The sequence below is a fragment of the Hyphomicrobium sp. genome (assembly GCF_035572195.1).
Taxonomy (GTDB): domain Bacteria; phylum Pseudomonadota; class Alphaproteobacteria; order Rhizobiales; family Hyphomicrobiaceae; genus Hyphomicrobium_B.
In genome coordinates this window covers 1-15,271 of the sequence record NZ_DATNBA010000029.1, presented here as the reverse complement: position 1 = coordinate 15,271, position 15,271 = coordinate 1, and the positions used below count along the sequence as shown (strand labels likewise).

Here is a 15,271-nt window from a genome sequence, read left to right as displayed (position 1 = left end):
GCGGGCTTCGTCAGTGAAGATTTTGGCGCGCCGATGGATGTCATGTGGTTTCGATTGCCGCGTCTCGAAGGCGATACCGACCAGACGCAAGCTCGCTTCGATGCCGGGCATTTGTTCGTGATGCTTCAACGCGGCGACTATTGGCAGTGCGCCTATGTCATTCCGAAAGGCGGCGATGCACGCGTGCGTGCGGGCGGGCTCGACGCTTTCCGCAAATCGGTCGGTCGGCTTCTGCCGTTTGCCGCCGAGCGGGCCAACGACATTCCAGATTGGGACCACGTCAAACTGCTGACCGTCACGGTCGACCGGTTGAAAGAGTGGGCACGGCCGGGACTGCTGTGCATCGGCGACGCCGCGCACGCGATGAGCCCGGTTGGTGGCGTCGGCATCAATCTGGCAATCCAAGATGCGGTGGCGGCGGCCAATCTGCTGTGGAAGCCTCTGAAGGAGAAGCGGTTGCGCTTCGAGGATCTCAAGGCGGTTCAAGCGCGGCGCGATTTTCCGACGCGAGCCACCCAGCGCCTACAGCTCATCATGCAAAACACATTGATCGCGCCGACGCTGGCCGCGACGTCGAACGTCAAGCCGCCGCTGTTGCTGCGATTGCTAACCGGAGTGCCGTACGTCTCTCGTATTCCGGCACGCCTTTTGGGACTCGGGTTCCGTCCCGAGCATGTTTCGGCGGAAATACGCGCGGGGCAGGCTGCGTAGCGCAGGCAGCCGAACATGTGGCCTTGGATGGCCGGGTCGAGCCCGGCCATGACGTGGTTTGGTCACGCGTGCTTATCGATCGCCTTTGCTTCGTCCCAGAGCGCATCCATTTCGGCGAGCGAAGATTCGTTCGGCGTTTTGCCGTCCTCGGCGAGGCGCGTTTCGATGTGCGCGAAGCGGCGGATGAACTTCTGGTTGGCGTCCCGCAGGGCGGCTTCCGGATCGAGCTTCAGATGTCGCGCAATGTTGGCCATTACGAACAGCATGTCGCCGAATTCTTCTTTGATGGCCGCTTTCGACTCGCCTTCGGCGAGCCGGCCGGAAGCGGCGGGCTTGTGGGGTCCTTCTTTTTTGCCTCTCGGATCAGACGGCAAAGCCACCTCTTCGAACTCGGCGATTTCTTCCTTGAGCTTGTCGAAGACGGGGGCCAGGCTTGGCCAGTCGAAGCCGACTTTGGCGGCTTTGTCCTGCAACTTGATGGCTCGCGTCAGAGCCGGCAGGCCGACCGGAATGTCGGCGAGGATCGAGGCCGGAATCACTTCTTCCCGTAAACGGGGAGAGGGGGGAGTAAGCCGTGCATGCTCTGCTGCTTTCTCGGCGCGCTCTTCGGCCTTGATGCGTTCCCAGCTGCCTTTGACTTCGGCCGGATTGCGCGCGGCACCGTCTGCGAAGACGTGCGGATGGCGGCGGATCATCTTCTTCGTGATGGCTTCGACGACGTCGCCGAAAGCGAACGCGCCTTGCTCCTCGGCAAGACGGGCGTGATAGACAACCTGGAGCAGCAGGTCACCAAGCTCGTCCTTCAGATCGATCAGGTCGCCGCGCGCAATGGCATCGGCAACCTCATAGGCTTCCTCGATCGTGTAGGGCGCGATCGTCGCGAAGGTTTGCTCGAGATCCCATGGGCAGCCGGTCACCGGCGTCCTGAGCGCCGCCATGATTTCGATAAGACGCACGATGTCGCGCGAAGGTGTCAGTGCCTCTGTCATGTCCGTCCTCTGCGATTGGCGCGGACACTAGACGATGGCGGCGGGATCGACGAGGGGAGGCGGTGCGGCTATCGCGCCAACGCGCTCGCGACCAGCCGTGGGTTAGCAAGCACCAAAGCCAGCGGCGCCATCCAGCCGATCCAGGCAGAAAGCGCGTAAACCGGTTCGAATGGCAGGTTCAGCGCAATCGCCGTTCCCGTCATCAGGCGGAACCAGACGGCGCCGGTGGTTACGGCGACCATCGCGATCATCAATCGGGCGTGGCGAGGAATGTTGCGCGCGCGGATCGCGGCATAGGCGGCTCCCAATAGGTAAAGCCAAACGACACCCTGCACGAAAAAGCCGGCGCGCGCCCAAGGCGTCGAGTGGCTCATGATGGCGACGGGAAGGGCCGTCAGCCCACCAATCACCACAAAGCCGCCCAACAGCCGGCCAAGCGGTCTGTGAAGCTTAGGCCGTTGTCTGACGATGATCACCACGGGTGCCAAGAGTAGCGCCAATGCCGACGACAGCATGTGAGTGGGAAAAAGTATCGGCGCGCGGCGAGCAAGTTCGAACATCTCGTAGGGCAGTGCGATGAGGCCCGTTCCAGATCCGATCGCGACGAGGCCGACAGGCATAATGAGGACGACGGGTATGAAAAGAATTGCGATGCGGACGCCGTGCGAAGCCAAACCGGCGCGGCGTTCGCGCGGAGGCATTGCGGCCGTGGCGGCGTTGGCTGTCATCACGGTGTCGGTCATCGCGACCGGTATCATCGCTTCGAGTTTTGTCGGCTCTGCGGCGGCGAACGAAAGCGATAGTGCGACTTTAGCCGACCAGCCGATCTCGCTTGCTGGCCGATGGAGTGGTCCGCACTACGGCTATGGCCGCCAAGGGGGCGGCGAGCATTGCGCGGCTGGGTGCGCGCTGACGTATGACATCGTGGCCTGCAAAGACGGTTGGTGCGGGATCGCGGTCAACGCGGACAAAACGTGCGGGCGGGTCGGCGTCCACCTCGCTGCCGCTGCGAAGTCCGAGGGCGGAATCGAGTTCGACGGTAAGCTCGAACTCGCCAAAGGTTCGGCGCCCTATACCGTGAAAGCCTGGTACCGTTCGAAGGACGGTAGCGCCAGTTTGCACGTTCTCGGCGACACTGGATCGGAGCTTCTTTTGATGCGCCGGTCGTTCCCGCTCCAGGCCGATCTGGCCCGCACGGGCGATGCAACCTGCACGCTCGACAAGGCGACGTCTTGAAAACCGCTTCGCCGGTCATCCGCGGCGAGCGTCCGGATGACGTCCACGATATTGAACGTGTGCTTCGACGCGCCTTTGAAGATCATCCTCACAGCCAGCAAACCGAACACTTGATCGTCGCTCGACTGCGGGCGGCGGGCCTGCTGACGTTGCCACACGTCGCGATAGTCGACGGCAACATAGCCGGCTTTTCGACCTTCTCCCAGGTGAGCTTAAGTTCTGGCCGGGACGGGTGGTATGGACTTGGACCGGTAGCGGTCGAGCCGGAGCTGCAGGGCAGGGGCATCGGCCGGACGCTGATCGAGCACGGTCTGGAACAACTTCAAAAGCTCGGTGCCGTCGGCTGCGTCGTCCTCGGCGAACCTGCGTTTTACCAGCGCTTCGGATTTATTCAGTCTGCCGGCATGATGCTCGAAGGCGTGCCGCCCGCATATTTTTTGACGCGATCTTTCATCGGTGCGGCGCCCGTCGCCGACGTCTCCTACAACCCAGCGTTCTTTCTGACCTCCTGATGAACAGCGAGCGTTAGAGTCTCGCCAAAAGTAATGCTAGTACTGCCATGACCGTGGATCGCGGAACGGGGCAGCATGCACATCCTCTTCAACGGCCTGATGATGGCGCTGGAGCTGGCCGCCATTTGCGCCGTCGTGTGGGTCGGTTTCACGGCGCCGCTGCTGTTCGCCGGCGGCACGGCGTTGCTGGCACTCGGCGTCGGAGCGGCGCTCGAGATCGCGCGACTGAAATACGAATTTCCATTCTATTTCGATCGAACGCCGGGGCGGTCGATCTATCTGATCGTTGCCGTTGGAACGATCGAATCCGTGACCAAGGCTATCCTCGCGGGCGTCGTCGGTCTTCTGACGTTCCTCGGGACCGACCATGAGCGGCTGAAGTGGGTCGCGGTGATCTTCGCGGCGAGCCTGTTTCTCGGCGTGCAGGCGGTCCGCTTTCTGATGTATCGCCTCAAGGCACGGCCGCTGCGCTGGGGCTATTTCCGGCTTGCAGCGCCGCTTGGGCTTTTGTTCTCGGCCGGGCTGACCTTTTTGCCGGCACCGGGCATTACCGAGCTTGCCAAGCGCGCCGCATTCGATTTGCCGTTGAAGCCGACGATGGAGCAGGCGAGCGAATTCCTGTTTCTGCTGAAGCAGAGCTTCGACGAGATCGTCGTGCGGATGTTGTCGTGGGTTTTCGACCCGGCGTTGGCACAGGCGATCGGCGCGGTCGTTTCCGTCAACATGCTGTCGGGCTTCGTCCTGGCGCTCTACGCGGTGCTGATCGCGGAAGGTATCAGGACGCTTGAAAGCCGGGCGTGAGGCTCGAAGGTTTGGGCGGCTGCAGCCGATGGCCGCGTCGCGCGGGTCGATCTCACGCTCTAGTTCTAGCCTCGCCTCGTTGCGCAAAGGGGAGGGGTGAGATGATGGCGGCTGACGAAACGGCGATGCGGAGGACGGCAGCGCACTCATGGCGGATCGCCGTTGCGATCGTGGTTGCCGCTGCGACGCTCCCTGTTGTGGGCCGGGCTTCCTTCGCGGAAGACATCACGCACGTGAAAGCGAATGGGACGTCCCGCGTTTTCGTGATGGCGGGTTTCAACCCGGATTGCACGTTCAAGAGTTTTCCCGAGATACAGGTCGGCGTCGCGCCCGCGAAGGGACAGGTGTCGTTCAAGCCAGGCATACCGACGACGGTCAAATACAGTTCGAGCGGCAATTGCGTCGGCACACGGGTTGAGGGCACCGGGATCTATTACACGCCGACGCCCGGGCAAACCGGTGAGGACACTTTCACGGTTACGGTTTTGCTCGACAAGGCTCAGCCGATGACGCGAACGTTTTCGGTTATTATCGACGACAAAACTCGGAGGCGCTGACCCGTCGTAGGATCGGCGCATCCAAATTCCGTGACGGCCTCGCAGAAACCGGCTCGCCGTGTCCGCAAGCCGATCCCAGACTGGCCCGCATTCAATTTCGCATAATGGATATTATGGAAAAAAGCATAGTGGTATGCAGGCGTATCAATGTGATACGCCTCTTTTATTTTACGACGTTATCAAGATCGAGCCGAGGTTGGGACGGCGCGCGCCGCCTTACTTTTCGCTTTTCTCGTGATGCTCGGCGACAAACCTGTCGAGCAACCGGACGCCCCAGCCGGCACCCCAGCTCTGGTTGATGTCGTTGCGGCTACCGTCCATCGCGGTGCCGGCGAGATCGATGTGGCACCAGGGCGTGTCCTTCTGAACGAAGCGTTGCAGGAATGCGGCGGCCGAGGCGGCGCCACCCCAACGCCCGCCGGTGTTCTTCATGTCGGCGTTCTTCGAATCCATCATCTTGTCAAAGGCTTTGTCGAGCGGCATGCGCCAGAGTTTCTCGCCGGTCGACTTCGAGGCCGAAAGGAGCTCCTCGGAGAGCTTGTCGTCGTTGACGAACATGCCGGCGTATTCCTTGCCGAGCGCAATCATGATTGCGCCGGTCAGCGTCGCGAGATCGATGACGAGCTTCGGCTTATAGGTTTCCTGCGCATACCAAAGGACGTCAGCGAGCACGAGCCGGCCCTCCGCGTCCGTGTTGATCACTTCGATCGTCTGTCCCGACATCGATTTCACGATGTCACCGGGACGCACGGCGTTGCCCGACGGCATGTTCTCGACGCAACCGACGAGGCCTACGGCGTTGACGTTGGCTTTGCGTTCGGCCAGCGCGTGCATCGTGCCGATGACCGCGGCCGCGCCGCCCATGTCGCCCTTCATATCTTCCATGCCGGCGGCGCCCTTGATCGAGATGCCGCCGGTGTCGAAGACGACGCCCTTACCGACGAAGCATATGGGCTTCTGCTTCTTCGCGCCCTTGGCTCCGTTCCAGACCATGACGGCGAGACGCGAGGGGCGCGCGCTTCCCTGCCCGACGCAGAGAAGCGAGCCCATGCCGAGCTTTTCCATATCCTTGACGTCGAGGATTTCGACCTCGACACCGAGTTTTTGCAGCGCTTTTGTCTTTTCGGCGAGTTCGACGGGGCCAAGGACATTGGCCGGCTCGTTGACGAGATCGCGGGCGAAGTTGACGCCGTTCGCAACGGCTTTGAGAGGGTGGAACGCGGCCTTCGCCTTATCCGGATGAGCGACGTGAATGACGAGCTTTTTCAAGCCGTCCTTATCTGGCGCACCATCATCGCTCGACTTCTTCGTGAAATACTTTTTGAAGTTGTAGTGACGCAGTAGCGCGCCTTGCGCGATGTTTGCTGCGAGCTGCTCGGCGCTGACGTCGCCGGCGCCGTCAACGTCGACGATGACGCTCGCCGACGACGTCTTGCGGTTCTGAACGGCGCCGAGAAGCGCTCCGCCCAGGTCGACGCACTGCTGCGGCGTCAACGTGCTCGTCTTGCCGAGGCCGGCGACGAGGAGCCGATCGATCCCAAGTTTCGCGGGAGCCAAAATTTCGATCGTCGACTTGTATTTGCCTTTGTAGTCGGCGGCGGCCGCGGCTTTGCTGACGGCGCCCGCAGATTTGGACTCGAGTTCGCGCGCTTTCGTGCCTAGCGCCAGCCCGTCGCCCGCAAGCACGACTGTCACCGTCTCAGGATCGGCATTGAGCGGTGCAAAGGTTATTTCCAGGCGATCGGACATTTCGCATTATCTCCGGTTGATGCTGTGATCGGTGAGCGGACGAGTTTGGATGGAAGCGGACGCCGATCCGCGATCCGTGCCCCGCGTTGCCTCGGGAGAGGCCACGGTGAGGTGAGAAGTGGTGGCTGAGCGGCCCAACTTAATCCTTCGCGGCAACGAGGCAAGCCGGGCTTTCTCCGGCGTCGTTTCCGTACACCTTGCCGGGAGCCTAACCAACTGTCCATAAACGTTGATTCGAGCCCTCTCAGTACCACGCGACGGCCCTCAACAGCCGGAATTCCGCCACGGTGCTATGGGAGCCCGGAGAACAGAGGGTTTTGACGCACGGCCGAGGGTGAGACGCTTCGGCAGGCGTGGCCGGCGGGGGAACGGCGGACGCATGCGAATTTTCTCGAGATACGTGTTCCGGCAAGCCGCCGGCTCGTTCCTGCTCATCCTCGTGTCACTGACCGGGGTGGTCTGGATCGCGCTGGCGCTGCGCCAGTTCAATGTCGTGACGAGCGAAGGCCAGGATACCTGGATGCTCATCAAGATGACGTCGCTCGCGCTTCCCAATCTGATGGCGATCATCGCCCCCTTCTCGTTCTTGATCGCGGCACTTCACACGCTCAACCGGCTCAACACCGACAGCGAGCTGATCGTGCTTTCGGCCTCGGGCTCGAAAGTCTGGACGGTTGCGAGGCCACTTCTGCTGCTTGCCTTTCTCGTCAGCATCTTCCTGGCCTTCGTCAGTCATCTCGCTCAGCCGTGGAGCATGCGACTGCTGCGCGAGTACATGGTGCAGGTCAGGACCGATCTCTTGACCCAGGTCATCCAGCCGGGGCGCTTCTCCAGCCCCGAAGCCAATCTCATGTTCCACATTCGCGATCGCGCGGCGGATGGGCGGCTCATCGGACTCGTGATGCACGACACGCGCGACAAGACGCAGTCGCAGAGTTACCTCGCCGAGCACGGAGAAATCGTAAAGCAGGACAAGACGGCCTATCTCGTCATGTCGACAGGTCACATCATCCGCCGTACGGACGCCAACGAGCCGCCGCAGATCGTCGCCTTCGACAAATACGTCGTCGATCTCGATCGCTTCGAACCGCAGGACACGGGCTCGACTGAATTGAAGCCGCGCGAGCGCTACTGGAGCGAACTTACGGATCCCGAACCCGACAGCAGGCTATACAAAACGCAGCCGGGGCAATTTCGGTCTGAGTTGCATGAGCGGCTCGTCAATCCGTTGTATCCGATCGCGTTTGCGTTTCTTATCGTAGCCTTTGTCGGTCAGGCGCGATCGACGAGGTCGAACCGGCTCCAGGGCCTTCTCGCCGCCTTCCTGATTGGAGCGATCTGCAGACTTGTGGGGCTCGCATTGACGAATGCCGTGGCGCGCAATCCGGCGCTTGTCGTTCCGCTTTACGGCTTGCCGCTCGGCGCCATCGGTTTGTCGTTGATGATGATCAAGGGCACGGACCATCAGAAAAAGGGCCTGGCGCTGGTCGATAAGGCCGTCGATGCGTGCGCGCCGGTCTTGAGCGGCGTGCGGCGGCTTTTCAGCCGGTCTCGGAGGCGAAGAGTGCTTCCATGACCGGCGCCTTCACCCTATCGCGATACATCGCCAAGCTTTTCGTCGTGTCGATCACGGCGACCCTCGGCATTTGCGCGCTGCTGATATTCATGATCGATTTCGTCGAGTTATTGCGGATGTCGGGAAAGTTCGGCTCGGTCTCCGGGACGACGCTGGTCCACATCGCGCTGCTCAGGCTTCCGGCCTACATCGAGTTTCTGATCGGCTTCGCCGTGCTCGTCGGAAGCATCTCCACCCTCGTCTACCTCAACCGGAAAAGCGAGCTTGCGGTTATGCGCGCCGGCGGCATGTCGGTCTGGCAGTTCCTGACGCCGGGCCTTCTTGTCGGTCTCGGGATCGGCCTTTTCACGATGATGGTCTACAATCCGCTGGCCTCGAGCGGGCGCGCCCGGTCCGACAAGCTTTTTGCCAAGACATTCGGCACCGAAACCAATCTGCTTCGCGCGCAGGGTGGCGGCTCATGGATCCGGCAAGACGGTGCGGACGGGGAATCCATCCTGGGTGCGGCCGCTGCCTCGAACCGAGGCCTGACCCTGACCGGCGTCATGATCATCGCTTATGATCATCAGGGGCATTTCACGGAGCGCGTCGATGCCGGCCAGGCCGTGCTGAAGAACGGCTACTGGCAGCTCAAGGATGCTTGGGTTTCGCGACTTGGACAGGTGCCCGAAAAGTACGGCTCTTATCTCGTGTCGACCTATCTGACGCCCGAGCGGGTGCATGATGCTCTGGGTAATGTTTTTTCAATCTCGTTTTGGGATCTTCCAAATCTCATCCAAGCCGCTGACAAGGCGAAGCTTTCAACTGAGAAGCTGCGCATCCAGTACGAGACACTTCTGGCCCGCCCGCTTCTCTGCCTGGCAATGGTCCTTTTGGCGGCCACTGTGTCATTGCGGTCATTCCGCTCTGGGGGCATCCAGACTATGGTCACAACGGGCATGATCGGGGGCGTCGTTTTCTTCTTGTTCTCGGAAATCGCGAGGCAAATTGGCATCGCCGGACTTGCGCCTGCGTGGGTAGCCGCTTGGCTGCCCGTGCTATTGGTTTTGGTCATCTCAACGACGGTGCTGTTGCACCAGGAGGACGGTTGAGTGATGCGTAAAGCGCGGACACCGCACGAGGGTTGCGGCTTGTCTAGCGGGGGGGCTTGGCGCCGAGCGGCGGCCGGGTTCGCCTGCGCGCTTTCGTGCGCCTTCCTGATCGCGTCGATGACGCTACTCACCACCGGCGCCGCTCTTGCCCAAACCAGCGGTGCCACCGGTGATCCGTTCGCGCCCGCTAACAAAAAGAAGCCCTCGTCGTTTCCGAAAGGAAGCATGTTCGGCAAGGTCAACACCAACGTTGACCGCTCGCAGCCGATGCGGCTGCAGGGCGACCAGCTGATTTACGACAAAGCCGGAAACCGCGTCATCGCGCGCGGCAACGTCGAAATCTACTACAACAACTACATTCTGACCGCCGATGAGGTTGTCTACGATCAGGGCGCGGGAACGCTGACCGCCGTCGGCAATGTCACGGTGAAGGAACCGCAGGGCAACGTCGTTCACGCCGATCGCTATACGCTGACGGACGATTTCCGCGACGGCTTCGTGCAATCGCTTTCGGTCGTGACGCAGGATCAGTCGCGCATCACCGCCGAGCGCGCCATCCGGCGCAACGGCAACGTCAACGAATTCGAGAACGGCAAATTCACGCCCTGTAAGAGCGACGGCAACACGCCACCGCTCTGGTGCATCAGTGCGGCGCGCATCATCCATGACGCAGACGCCGCCACCATTACCTATCAGGATGCGTATTTCGAAATCTATGGGCAGCCGGTTTTCTACCTGCCCTACTTCCAGAGCCCGGATCCGTCGGTGAAGCGGAAATCCGGCTTCCTGTCGCCGGTCTACGGCAACTCGTCGACGCTCGGCTACATCACCGGCATACCCTATTATTACGCGCTTGCTCCGAATGCCGACATCACGGTCACGCCCGAATATCTGAGCCAGCAGGGCTTGCTCTTTCAGGGCGAATGGCGGCACAGGCTGAGCAATGGTCAGTACACGGTCAAGATCGCCGGGATCGATCAGGACGCCAATGACCTAGAGGGCACGGTCAGTGATCCGGACAAGTACGACGGCTTGCGCGGCAGCGTCGAGACGCACGGACTGTTTTCGCTTTCGAGCTGGTGGAAATTCGGCTGGGACGCCATCTTGGAAAGCGACGATCAGTTCCGCCGCTTCTACAAGCTCGATAGCGCCCTCGTCGTCGACCGCGTCAATCAGGTGTATTTGACCGGGCAGTCGGATCGCAACTATTTCAGCGCCAAACTCTATCAGTTCGGCGGGTTGCTGACCAACGACACGCCGCAGGCCGAAAGCTCGACGCATCCGATCATCGACTACAACTACGTGTTTGCCGATCCCGTCCTGGGCGGCGAACTCAAGTGGAATACGAATGCTCTGAGCTTTACGCAAAACGATGTCGCGACGATAAATCCAATAACCGGCCAAACAGCCAACTCGAACGTCAATCGTATAGTGAGCGAATTGAAGTGGCGGCGGAGATTCACCGACGCCATCGGCATCACCTACACGCCGTTTGCCGATGTGCGGGGCGACCTCTACCAGTTTGACAACTTCACGAATCCGGAATCGGTGGTCATCGATCCGGCGACTGGAACCGTTGCTTCGTCGTCCTTCGTCGGTTCGGACACGCTCGCTCGAGGCGTCGTCGACGGCGGTGCCACGGTATCGTATCCCTGGGTCGCCAATACCGCGAGCGCCAGCCATATCGTCGAACCTATCGGTCAGATCGTCGTCCACCAGGAGAGCGTGCCGCAACGGCAGTTTCCGGTCCTAGATGCGCAGAGCCTCATCTTTGACGATACGAACTTGTTCAATACGTCGAGGTTTTCGGGCTATGACCGCATCGAAACGGGAACGACGGCGAACGTCGGCGTGCAGTACACATTCCAAGCCCACGACGGCGGATATGCCCGCTTCCTGGCGGGTGAGAGCTTTCATCTCTCGGGTGACAATATCTATCTGAACCCCGGCCGCGACGCTGACGGCAATTTCGTCTATACGCCATTTAGCGGTCTCGAAACGGACCGCTCCGACTATGTGCTTGGAGTTTATCTCGCCCCGATCGATGAGTTCCGCATCATTTCACAAGCCCGCTTCGATCAGTCCTCGCTCGATATCAGGCAAACGAACATCGCCGCGGTTAGCAACTATGGTCCGATTTCGGCCGAAGTCGGATATACCTACAACGCCGATGCGTTCATACCTGATGCGGCCTTGCCCCAGAGCACCGTGCTGATCTCGACTCCGCAGCAGGAACTTCTCGGCCAGGCCACGCTGCGGTTGACGGATCGCTGGAGCGTCGGCGGTCTGGCGCGATACGATATCGACAACGGCGGTCTTCTCTATGACAGCGTGCTGTTGAAGTATGCCGACGAATGCTTCGTGTTAACCGCGTCTTACATCGAATCTAACTTCAATGACGGGACCATCGTGCCCGATCAGACCTTCATGCTGCGCTTCGAGTTCAAGCATCTCGGTGATTTCGCGGCCAAGACCGATGTTACCAATTTCGACTTCGGTGGCGATCAGCGCACGAACTGATGTCCGCGTGACTGTGGCGCGCGTTGAGCCATTGCGCTCTGAGCCGGATTTTGGCCACTCTTCGTGTGGATAAAGCCCGATTGTCGCGTTCGGCTGCGGTAGTCTCGATGGCGCGGCGATTCGAATATATGGACGCATTGGAACATGGTGCTCTCACGAGCCAACATTGTGCGACGTTTATCGATTGCACGATGCGGCGCGGCCGCCAGTCTCATGACGATGCTCTGGTCGCTTTCCGTTGCCGCCCAGCCCGGCACCGTCGCGGTGACGGGCGACGGAACGGCGACGGTTCTGAGACCGTCTGTGACCGACGGCGAAAAAACCAAATCCAAAGCTGCAAAGAAACCATCGGCGCCGGCGCCGACGGAAGAAGACACTGAGACGGCAAGTCGCGAGCCTCCTCCGCCTGCTTCGGGCGGCGGTCACTCGATCGTGGCGCTCGTCAACGACGAACCGATCACCGCTTATGAAATCGATCAACGCGCGATGCTGTTGAGCGGCAGCACAGTCGCAGATAAGGCGAAGGCGAATTTTCAAGCGATCGTCAAGAATCCGCGAACTTCGGATCGCCTGAAGGCCATTCTCAACGAGACGGTCAAGGCCAACGAAGGGAAGTCGCGCGACGCGATCATCGCGATCTTTGAAAAGCGCAAAAAAGAATTCGGCCTGAACCTACAGAAGCAGGCATTCGAGAGCGCACGGGCAAGTGCCCTGCCCGGCATGAAGAAACAGGCGATCGAAGAATTGATCGACGAAAAGCTGAAGCTGCAAGAAGCAAAAAATCAAAAGGTCACGATCGACGACGACGACGTGCAGAAGATTATCAATAACATTGCCGAGCGCAATAAGATGACGCTGGCCGAATTCACCAAGCGGCTCGGTGGCAACATAGGTGTGATGACGACCCGCATTCGCGCGACGCTGTCGTGGAACGAAGTGGTCAAGAAACGTTTCGGCCCCATGATCAACGTCACCAGCAGGGACGTCGACAAACTGGTGGCTACGTCGGCAATTGGTGCGCCGCAGGACGATGTCGAGTTGCGGCTGCAGCGCATCCGCATTACCATGCCGGCGAAACTCGAAGAAAACGGCATCGCGAAGCGCATCCAGGAAGCCGACAATATCCGAACGAAATTCGCTGGCTGTAAATCGACGCGAGACATTACAATCGGCGTCGCGGGCGCGAAATTCGAGGAAATTGGAAAGCGCCGCACGTCATCGTTTCCTGAACCGACGCGGTCCCTGCTTCTCAACGCCAGTGACGGCGAGATGCTGCCGCCGAGCGTCGGCGACGGTGCCGTGGAGCTATGGGTCGTTTGCGATCGTACCGCCGTGACACCGGAGGCCGAAAAGCGCAACAAGGCAGAAGGCGAACTCAAGCAGAAAGAGTTCGAAGTCATGGCCAAGCGCTATCTCAAGGATCTCCGCGAGGATGCCCACATCGAGTACCGCTAAACATGGACGCTCCTCAGACCGTGCCGCGTCTGCCCATCGCGCTGACGATGGGCGATGCCGCCGGCATCGGTCCCGAACTCGCAATTCTTGCCTGGCGTGATCGCAAGTTGCATGGGCTTTTGCCCTTCGCAATCTACGCCGATCTCGACCTGATGCGCAGTGTTGCCGCGAGCCTCGGCTCCGACTTACCTATCGTAGACGTCTCCGAAGTGGGAGAGTGCGCGGGCGTGTTCGACCGGGCATTGCCCGTCGTTTCGGTGGCCTTGAACCAGCCTGCACGAGCTGGCGAGCCGACACCGGCCAATGGCGCCGCGACGATCCTTTCGATCAAGCGTGCCGTCGCCGACGTCGCGGCGAAACGAGCCTCGGCGGTCGTGACGAACCCGATCGCGAAGGCCGTTCTCTATCAGTCGGGCTTCGCGCATCCCGGTCACACCGAGTATCTAGGTGAGCTCGCCAAGGAATTCTGGCCGACCGATACGGCTCAGCCCGTGATGATGCTCTGCTCATCGCAGCTTCGCGTCGTACCGGTGACGATCCATGTTCCGCTGAAGGACGTCCCCGCCCTGCTGACGACGGCCAAGATTGTAGAGACGGCGCGCGTGGTGGCTCTGGCACTTCGACGCGACTTCGGTATTGCAAGCCCGCGTCTGGCGATCACCGGCCTCAATCCGCACGCCGGCGAGGACGGTACGATTGGAACGGAAGATCGCGACGTCATCGGACCTGCGGTCGGGGCGCTTCGACGGGATGGTCTGGACGTCACGGGCCCACAGGCCGCCGACACGCTTTTTCACGCTGCGGCCCGTCAGAGATACGATGCAGCCATCGCAATGTACCATGATCAAGCCCTCATCCCGATCAAGACGCTGGCCTTCGACGAAGGCGTCAACGTCACGCTGGGCCTTCCATTCGTGCGGACATCACCCGATCATGGAACGGCATTCGGGATCGCGGGCAAAGGCATAGCCTCCGCGGCGAGTCTTATCGCGGCGTTGAAGCTCGCGGCAGACATGAGCGCACGCAGGTTTCGCGCGGCCACGGCATGAGCCCAACCGCCGGACCTGACGGCTTGCCGCCGCTGCGAGACATCATCGAGCGGCATGGCCTCAATGCAAAAAAATCATTGGGCCAGAATTTCCTGCTCGATCTCAATTTGACGCGCAAGATCGCCCGTCTCTCAGGTAACCTCGATCATCGCACGATCGTCGAGATCGGACCGGGTCCCGGTGGCTTGACGCGAGCGTTGCTGATGGAAGGCGCCAAGCGTGTCATCGCGGTCGAACGCGATGCCAGGTGCCTGCCGGCGCTCGAAGGGATCGCGGCGCATTATCCGGGTCGTTTGGCGGTGCATCCCGGCGATGCGCTTGAGGCTGATTGGCCGGCGCTGATCGCCGGTTCGGAGCCGGTGACGATTGCCGCCAACCTGCCTTACGGCATCGCCTCCCTGCTGCTTGTCCGCTGGCTCGAGACAGAGCCATGGCCGCCGTGGTTCGACCGCATGGTGTTGATGTTTCAGCGCGAGGTTGCAGATCGCATCGTTGCCGCGCCGCGCACGAAGGCCTACGGCCGCCTCTCCGTTCTTGCGCAGTGGCGCACGCGCGCCAAGGTCGTCATGACGCTGCCGCCCGAAGCGTTCACGCCGGCGCCGAAAGTTGCGTCCGCGGTCGTCGAGTTTATCCCCATTCCGGCGCCGGAGCCGCAATGCCGGGTCTCGACGCTCGCTCGCGTTACGGCGTCGGCTTTCGGTCAGCGTAGAAAGATGCTGCGCTCGAGCCTCAAGCAATTGACCCCCATGCCGGAGCTTCTGCTGCGAGAAGCGGGAATCGCGCCGGAACGACGGGCCGAAGAGCTGACGGTTTCGGAATTTGCTACTCTGGCGAGCATCGTCGAGCGCGGCGATCAAGCGTCCGCTTAAAGCACGGCCTGCATGTCGCGCACGAACGCCGAAAGGCCGAGAAGGCGGGCGCGTTTGAGACGTTCCGCGGTCAGGATCGCCAGCGCCGAATTTACGCTCGTTTCGAGATCACTGTTGACGATCACGTAGTCGTACTCAGGCCAGTGGCTGATTTCG

The 15,271-nt window shown here is 60.9% G+C and carries 14 protein-coding genes; 11 read left to right on the top strand and 3 right to left on the bottom strand.

Annotated features, from left to right (window positions below; all coding sequences use genetic code 11):
* Positions 1-711 (top strand): FAD-dependent monooxygenase (locus VN623_RS02845; protein WP_325567922.1); only part of this gene is annotated, 711 nt, incomplete at its 5' end.
* Between the two features lie 62 nt (positions 712-773).
* Here the strand turns inward: VN623_RS02845 and mazG are convergent.
* Both mazG and VN623_RS02835 read right to left on the bottom strand, forming a co-directional pair.
* Positions 774-1,700 carry a nucleoside triphosphate pyrophosphohydrolase gene (mazG, locus tag VN623_RS02840; RefSeq protein ID WP_325567920.1) on the bottom strand — a complete coding sequence of 309 codons (927 nt, stop codon included), beginning with the start codon at positions 1,698-1,700 and terminating at the stop codon, positions 774-776.
* A 68-nt stretch (positions 1,701-1,768) separates the two neighbouring features.
* On the bottom strand, positions 1,769-2,428 hold the full coding sequence (locus tag VN623_RS02835) for a DUF2306 domain-containing protein (RefSeq protein WP_325567918.1): 660 nt from the start codon (positions 2,426-2,428) through the stop codon (positions 1,769-1,771).
* Between VN623_RS02835 and VN623_RS02830 the strand changes: the two genes are divergently transcribed.
* The 4 genes from VN623_RS02830 to VN623_RS02815 all read left to right on the top strand — a co-directional run bounded on the left by VN623_RS02830 (position 2,409) and on the right by VN623_RS02815 (position 4,806).
* Positions 2,409-2,936 carry a hypothetical protein gene (locus VN623_RS02830; RefSeq protein ID WP_325567916.1) on the top strand — a complete coding sequence of 176 codons (528 nt, stop codon included), beginning with the start codon at positions 2,409-2,411 and terminating at the stop codon, positions 2,934-2,936. The genes VN623_RS02835 and VN623_RS02830 overlap by 20 nt on opposite strands.
* Complete coding sequence (locus tag VN623_RS02825; RefSeq protein ID WP_325567914.1) at positions 2,933-3,448, top strand: N-acetyltransferase; 516 nt, start codon at positions 2,933-2,935, stop codon at positions 3,446-3,448. Before VN623_RS02830 ends, VN623_RS02825 begins: the two co-directional genes overlap by 4 nt.
* Before the next feature lie 75 nt (positions 3,449-3,523).
* Positions 3,524-4,249 carry a hypothetical protein gene (locus VN623_RS02820; protein ID WP_325567912.1) on the top strand — a complete coding sequence of 242 codons (726 nt, stop codon included), beginning with the start codon at positions 3,524-3,526 and terminating at the stop codon, positions 4,247-4,249.
* 104 nt (positions 4,250-4,353) lie between these two features.
* Complete coding sequence (locus VN623_RS02815; protein ID WP_325567910.1) at positions 4,354-4,806, top strand: hypothetical protein; 453 nt, start codon at positions 4,354-4,356, stop codon at positions 4,804-4,806.
* A gap of 216 nt (positions 4,807-5,022) precedes the next feature.
* Here VN623_RS02815 and VN623_RS02810 read toward each other — a convergent pair whose 3' ends face one another.
* Positions 5,023-6,555 carry a leucyl aminopeptidase gene (locus VN623_RS02810; RefSeq protein WP_325567908.1) on the bottom strand — a complete coding sequence of 511 codons (1,533 nt, stop codon included), beginning with the start codon at positions 6,553-6,555 and terminating at the stop codon, positions 5,023-5,025.
* Between the two features lie 379 nt (positions 6,556-6,934).
* Here VN623_RS02810 and lptF point away from each other — a divergent pair, with 379 nt between their 5' ends.
* From lptF to rsmA, 6 genes are all read left to right on the top strand, one after another.
* Entirely contained in the window at positions 6,935-8,131 is a 1,197-nt protein-coding gene (lptF, locus tag VN623_RS02805) for an LPS export ABC transporter permease LptF (protein WP_325567906.1), read from the top strand.
* Positions 8,128-9,222 (top strand): LPS export ABC transporter permease LptG, encoded by a 1,095-nt coding sequence (gene lptG, locus VN623_RS02800; RefSeq protein WP_325567904.1) that lies wholly within the window; start codon positions 8,128-8,130, stop codon positions 9,220-9,222. Before lptF ends, lptG begins: the two co-directional genes overlap by 4 nt.
* 3 nt (positions 9,223-9,225) lie before the next feature.
* Positions 9,226-11,742: an LPS-assembly protein LptD gene (locus VN623_RS02795; protein WP_414653154.1), complete on the top strand. Its 2,517-nt coding sequence runs from the start codon at positions 9,226-9,228 to the stop codon at positions 11,740-11,742.
* 144 nt (positions 11,743-11,886) lie between these two features.
* Positions 11,887-13,197 (top strand): SurA N-terminal domain-containing protein, encoded by a 1,311-nt coding sequence (locus VN623_RS02790; protein WP_325567900.1) that lies wholly within the window; start codon positions 11,887-11,889, stop codon positions 13,195-13,197.
* 2 nt (positions 13,198-13,199) lie between these two features.
* Positions 13,200-14,246 carry a 4-hydroxythreonine-4-phosphate dehydrogenase PdxA gene (gene pdxA / locus VN623_RS02785; RefSeq protein ID WP_325567898.1) on the top strand — a complete coding sequence of 349 codons (1,047 nt, stop codon included), beginning with the start codon at positions 13,200-13,202 and terminating at the stop codon, positions 14,244-14,246.
* Entirely contained in the window at positions 14,243-15,115 is an 873-nt protein-coding gene (rsmA, locus tag VN623_RS02780; RefSeq protein ID WP_325567896.1) for a 16S rRNA (adenine(1518)-N(6)/adenine(1519)-N(6))-dimethyltransferase RsmA, read from the top strand. The genes pdxA and rsmA overlap by 4 nt, the downstream gene beginning before the upstream one ends.
* Positions 15,116-15,271 lie beyond the last annotated feature (156 nt).

Coding starts and splice junctions, on each gene's coding strand:
- VN623_RS02810 (WP_325567908.1), bottom strand. CDS start 6,555: ATGTCCGATCGCCTGGAAATAACCTTTGCACCGCTCAATGCCGATCCT.
- lptF (WP_325567906.1), top strand. CDS start 6,935: ATGCGAATTTTCTCGAGATACGTGTTCCGGCAAGCCGCCGGCTCGTTC.
- rsmA (WP_325567896.1), top strand. CDS start 14,243: ATGAGCCCAACCGCCGGACCTGACGGCTTGCCGCCGCTGCGAGACATC.
- mazG (WP_325567920.1), bottom strand. CDS start 1,700: ATGACAGAGGCACTGACACCTTCGCGCGACATCGTGCGTCTTATCGAA.
- pdxA (WP_325567898.1), top strand. CDS start 13,200: ATGGACGCTCCTCAGACCGTGCCGCGTCTGCCCATCGCGCTGACGATG.
- VN623_RS02795 (WP_414653154.1), top strand. CDS start 9,226: ATGCGTAAAGCGCGGACACCGCACGAGGGTTGCGGCTTGTCTAGCGGG.
- VN623_RS02835 (WP_325567918.1), bottom strand. CDS start 2,428: ATGACAGCCAACGCCGCCACGGCCGCAATGCCTCCGCGCGAACGCCGC.
- VN623_RS02790 (WP_325567900.1), top strand. CDS start 11,887: ATGGTGCTCTCACGAGCCAACATTGTGCGACGTTTATCGATTGCACGA.
- VN623_RS02820 (WP_325567912.1), top strand. CDS start 3,524: ATGCACATCCTCTTCAACGGCCTGATGATGGCGCTGGAGCTGGCCGCC.
- lptG (WP_325567904.1), top strand. CDS start 8,128: ATGACCGGCGCCTTCACCCTATCGCGATACATCGCCAAGCTTTTCGTC.
- VN623_RS02815 (WP_325567910.1), top strand. CDS start 4,354: ATGGCGGCTGACGAAACGGCGATGCGGAGGACGGCAGCGCACTCATGG.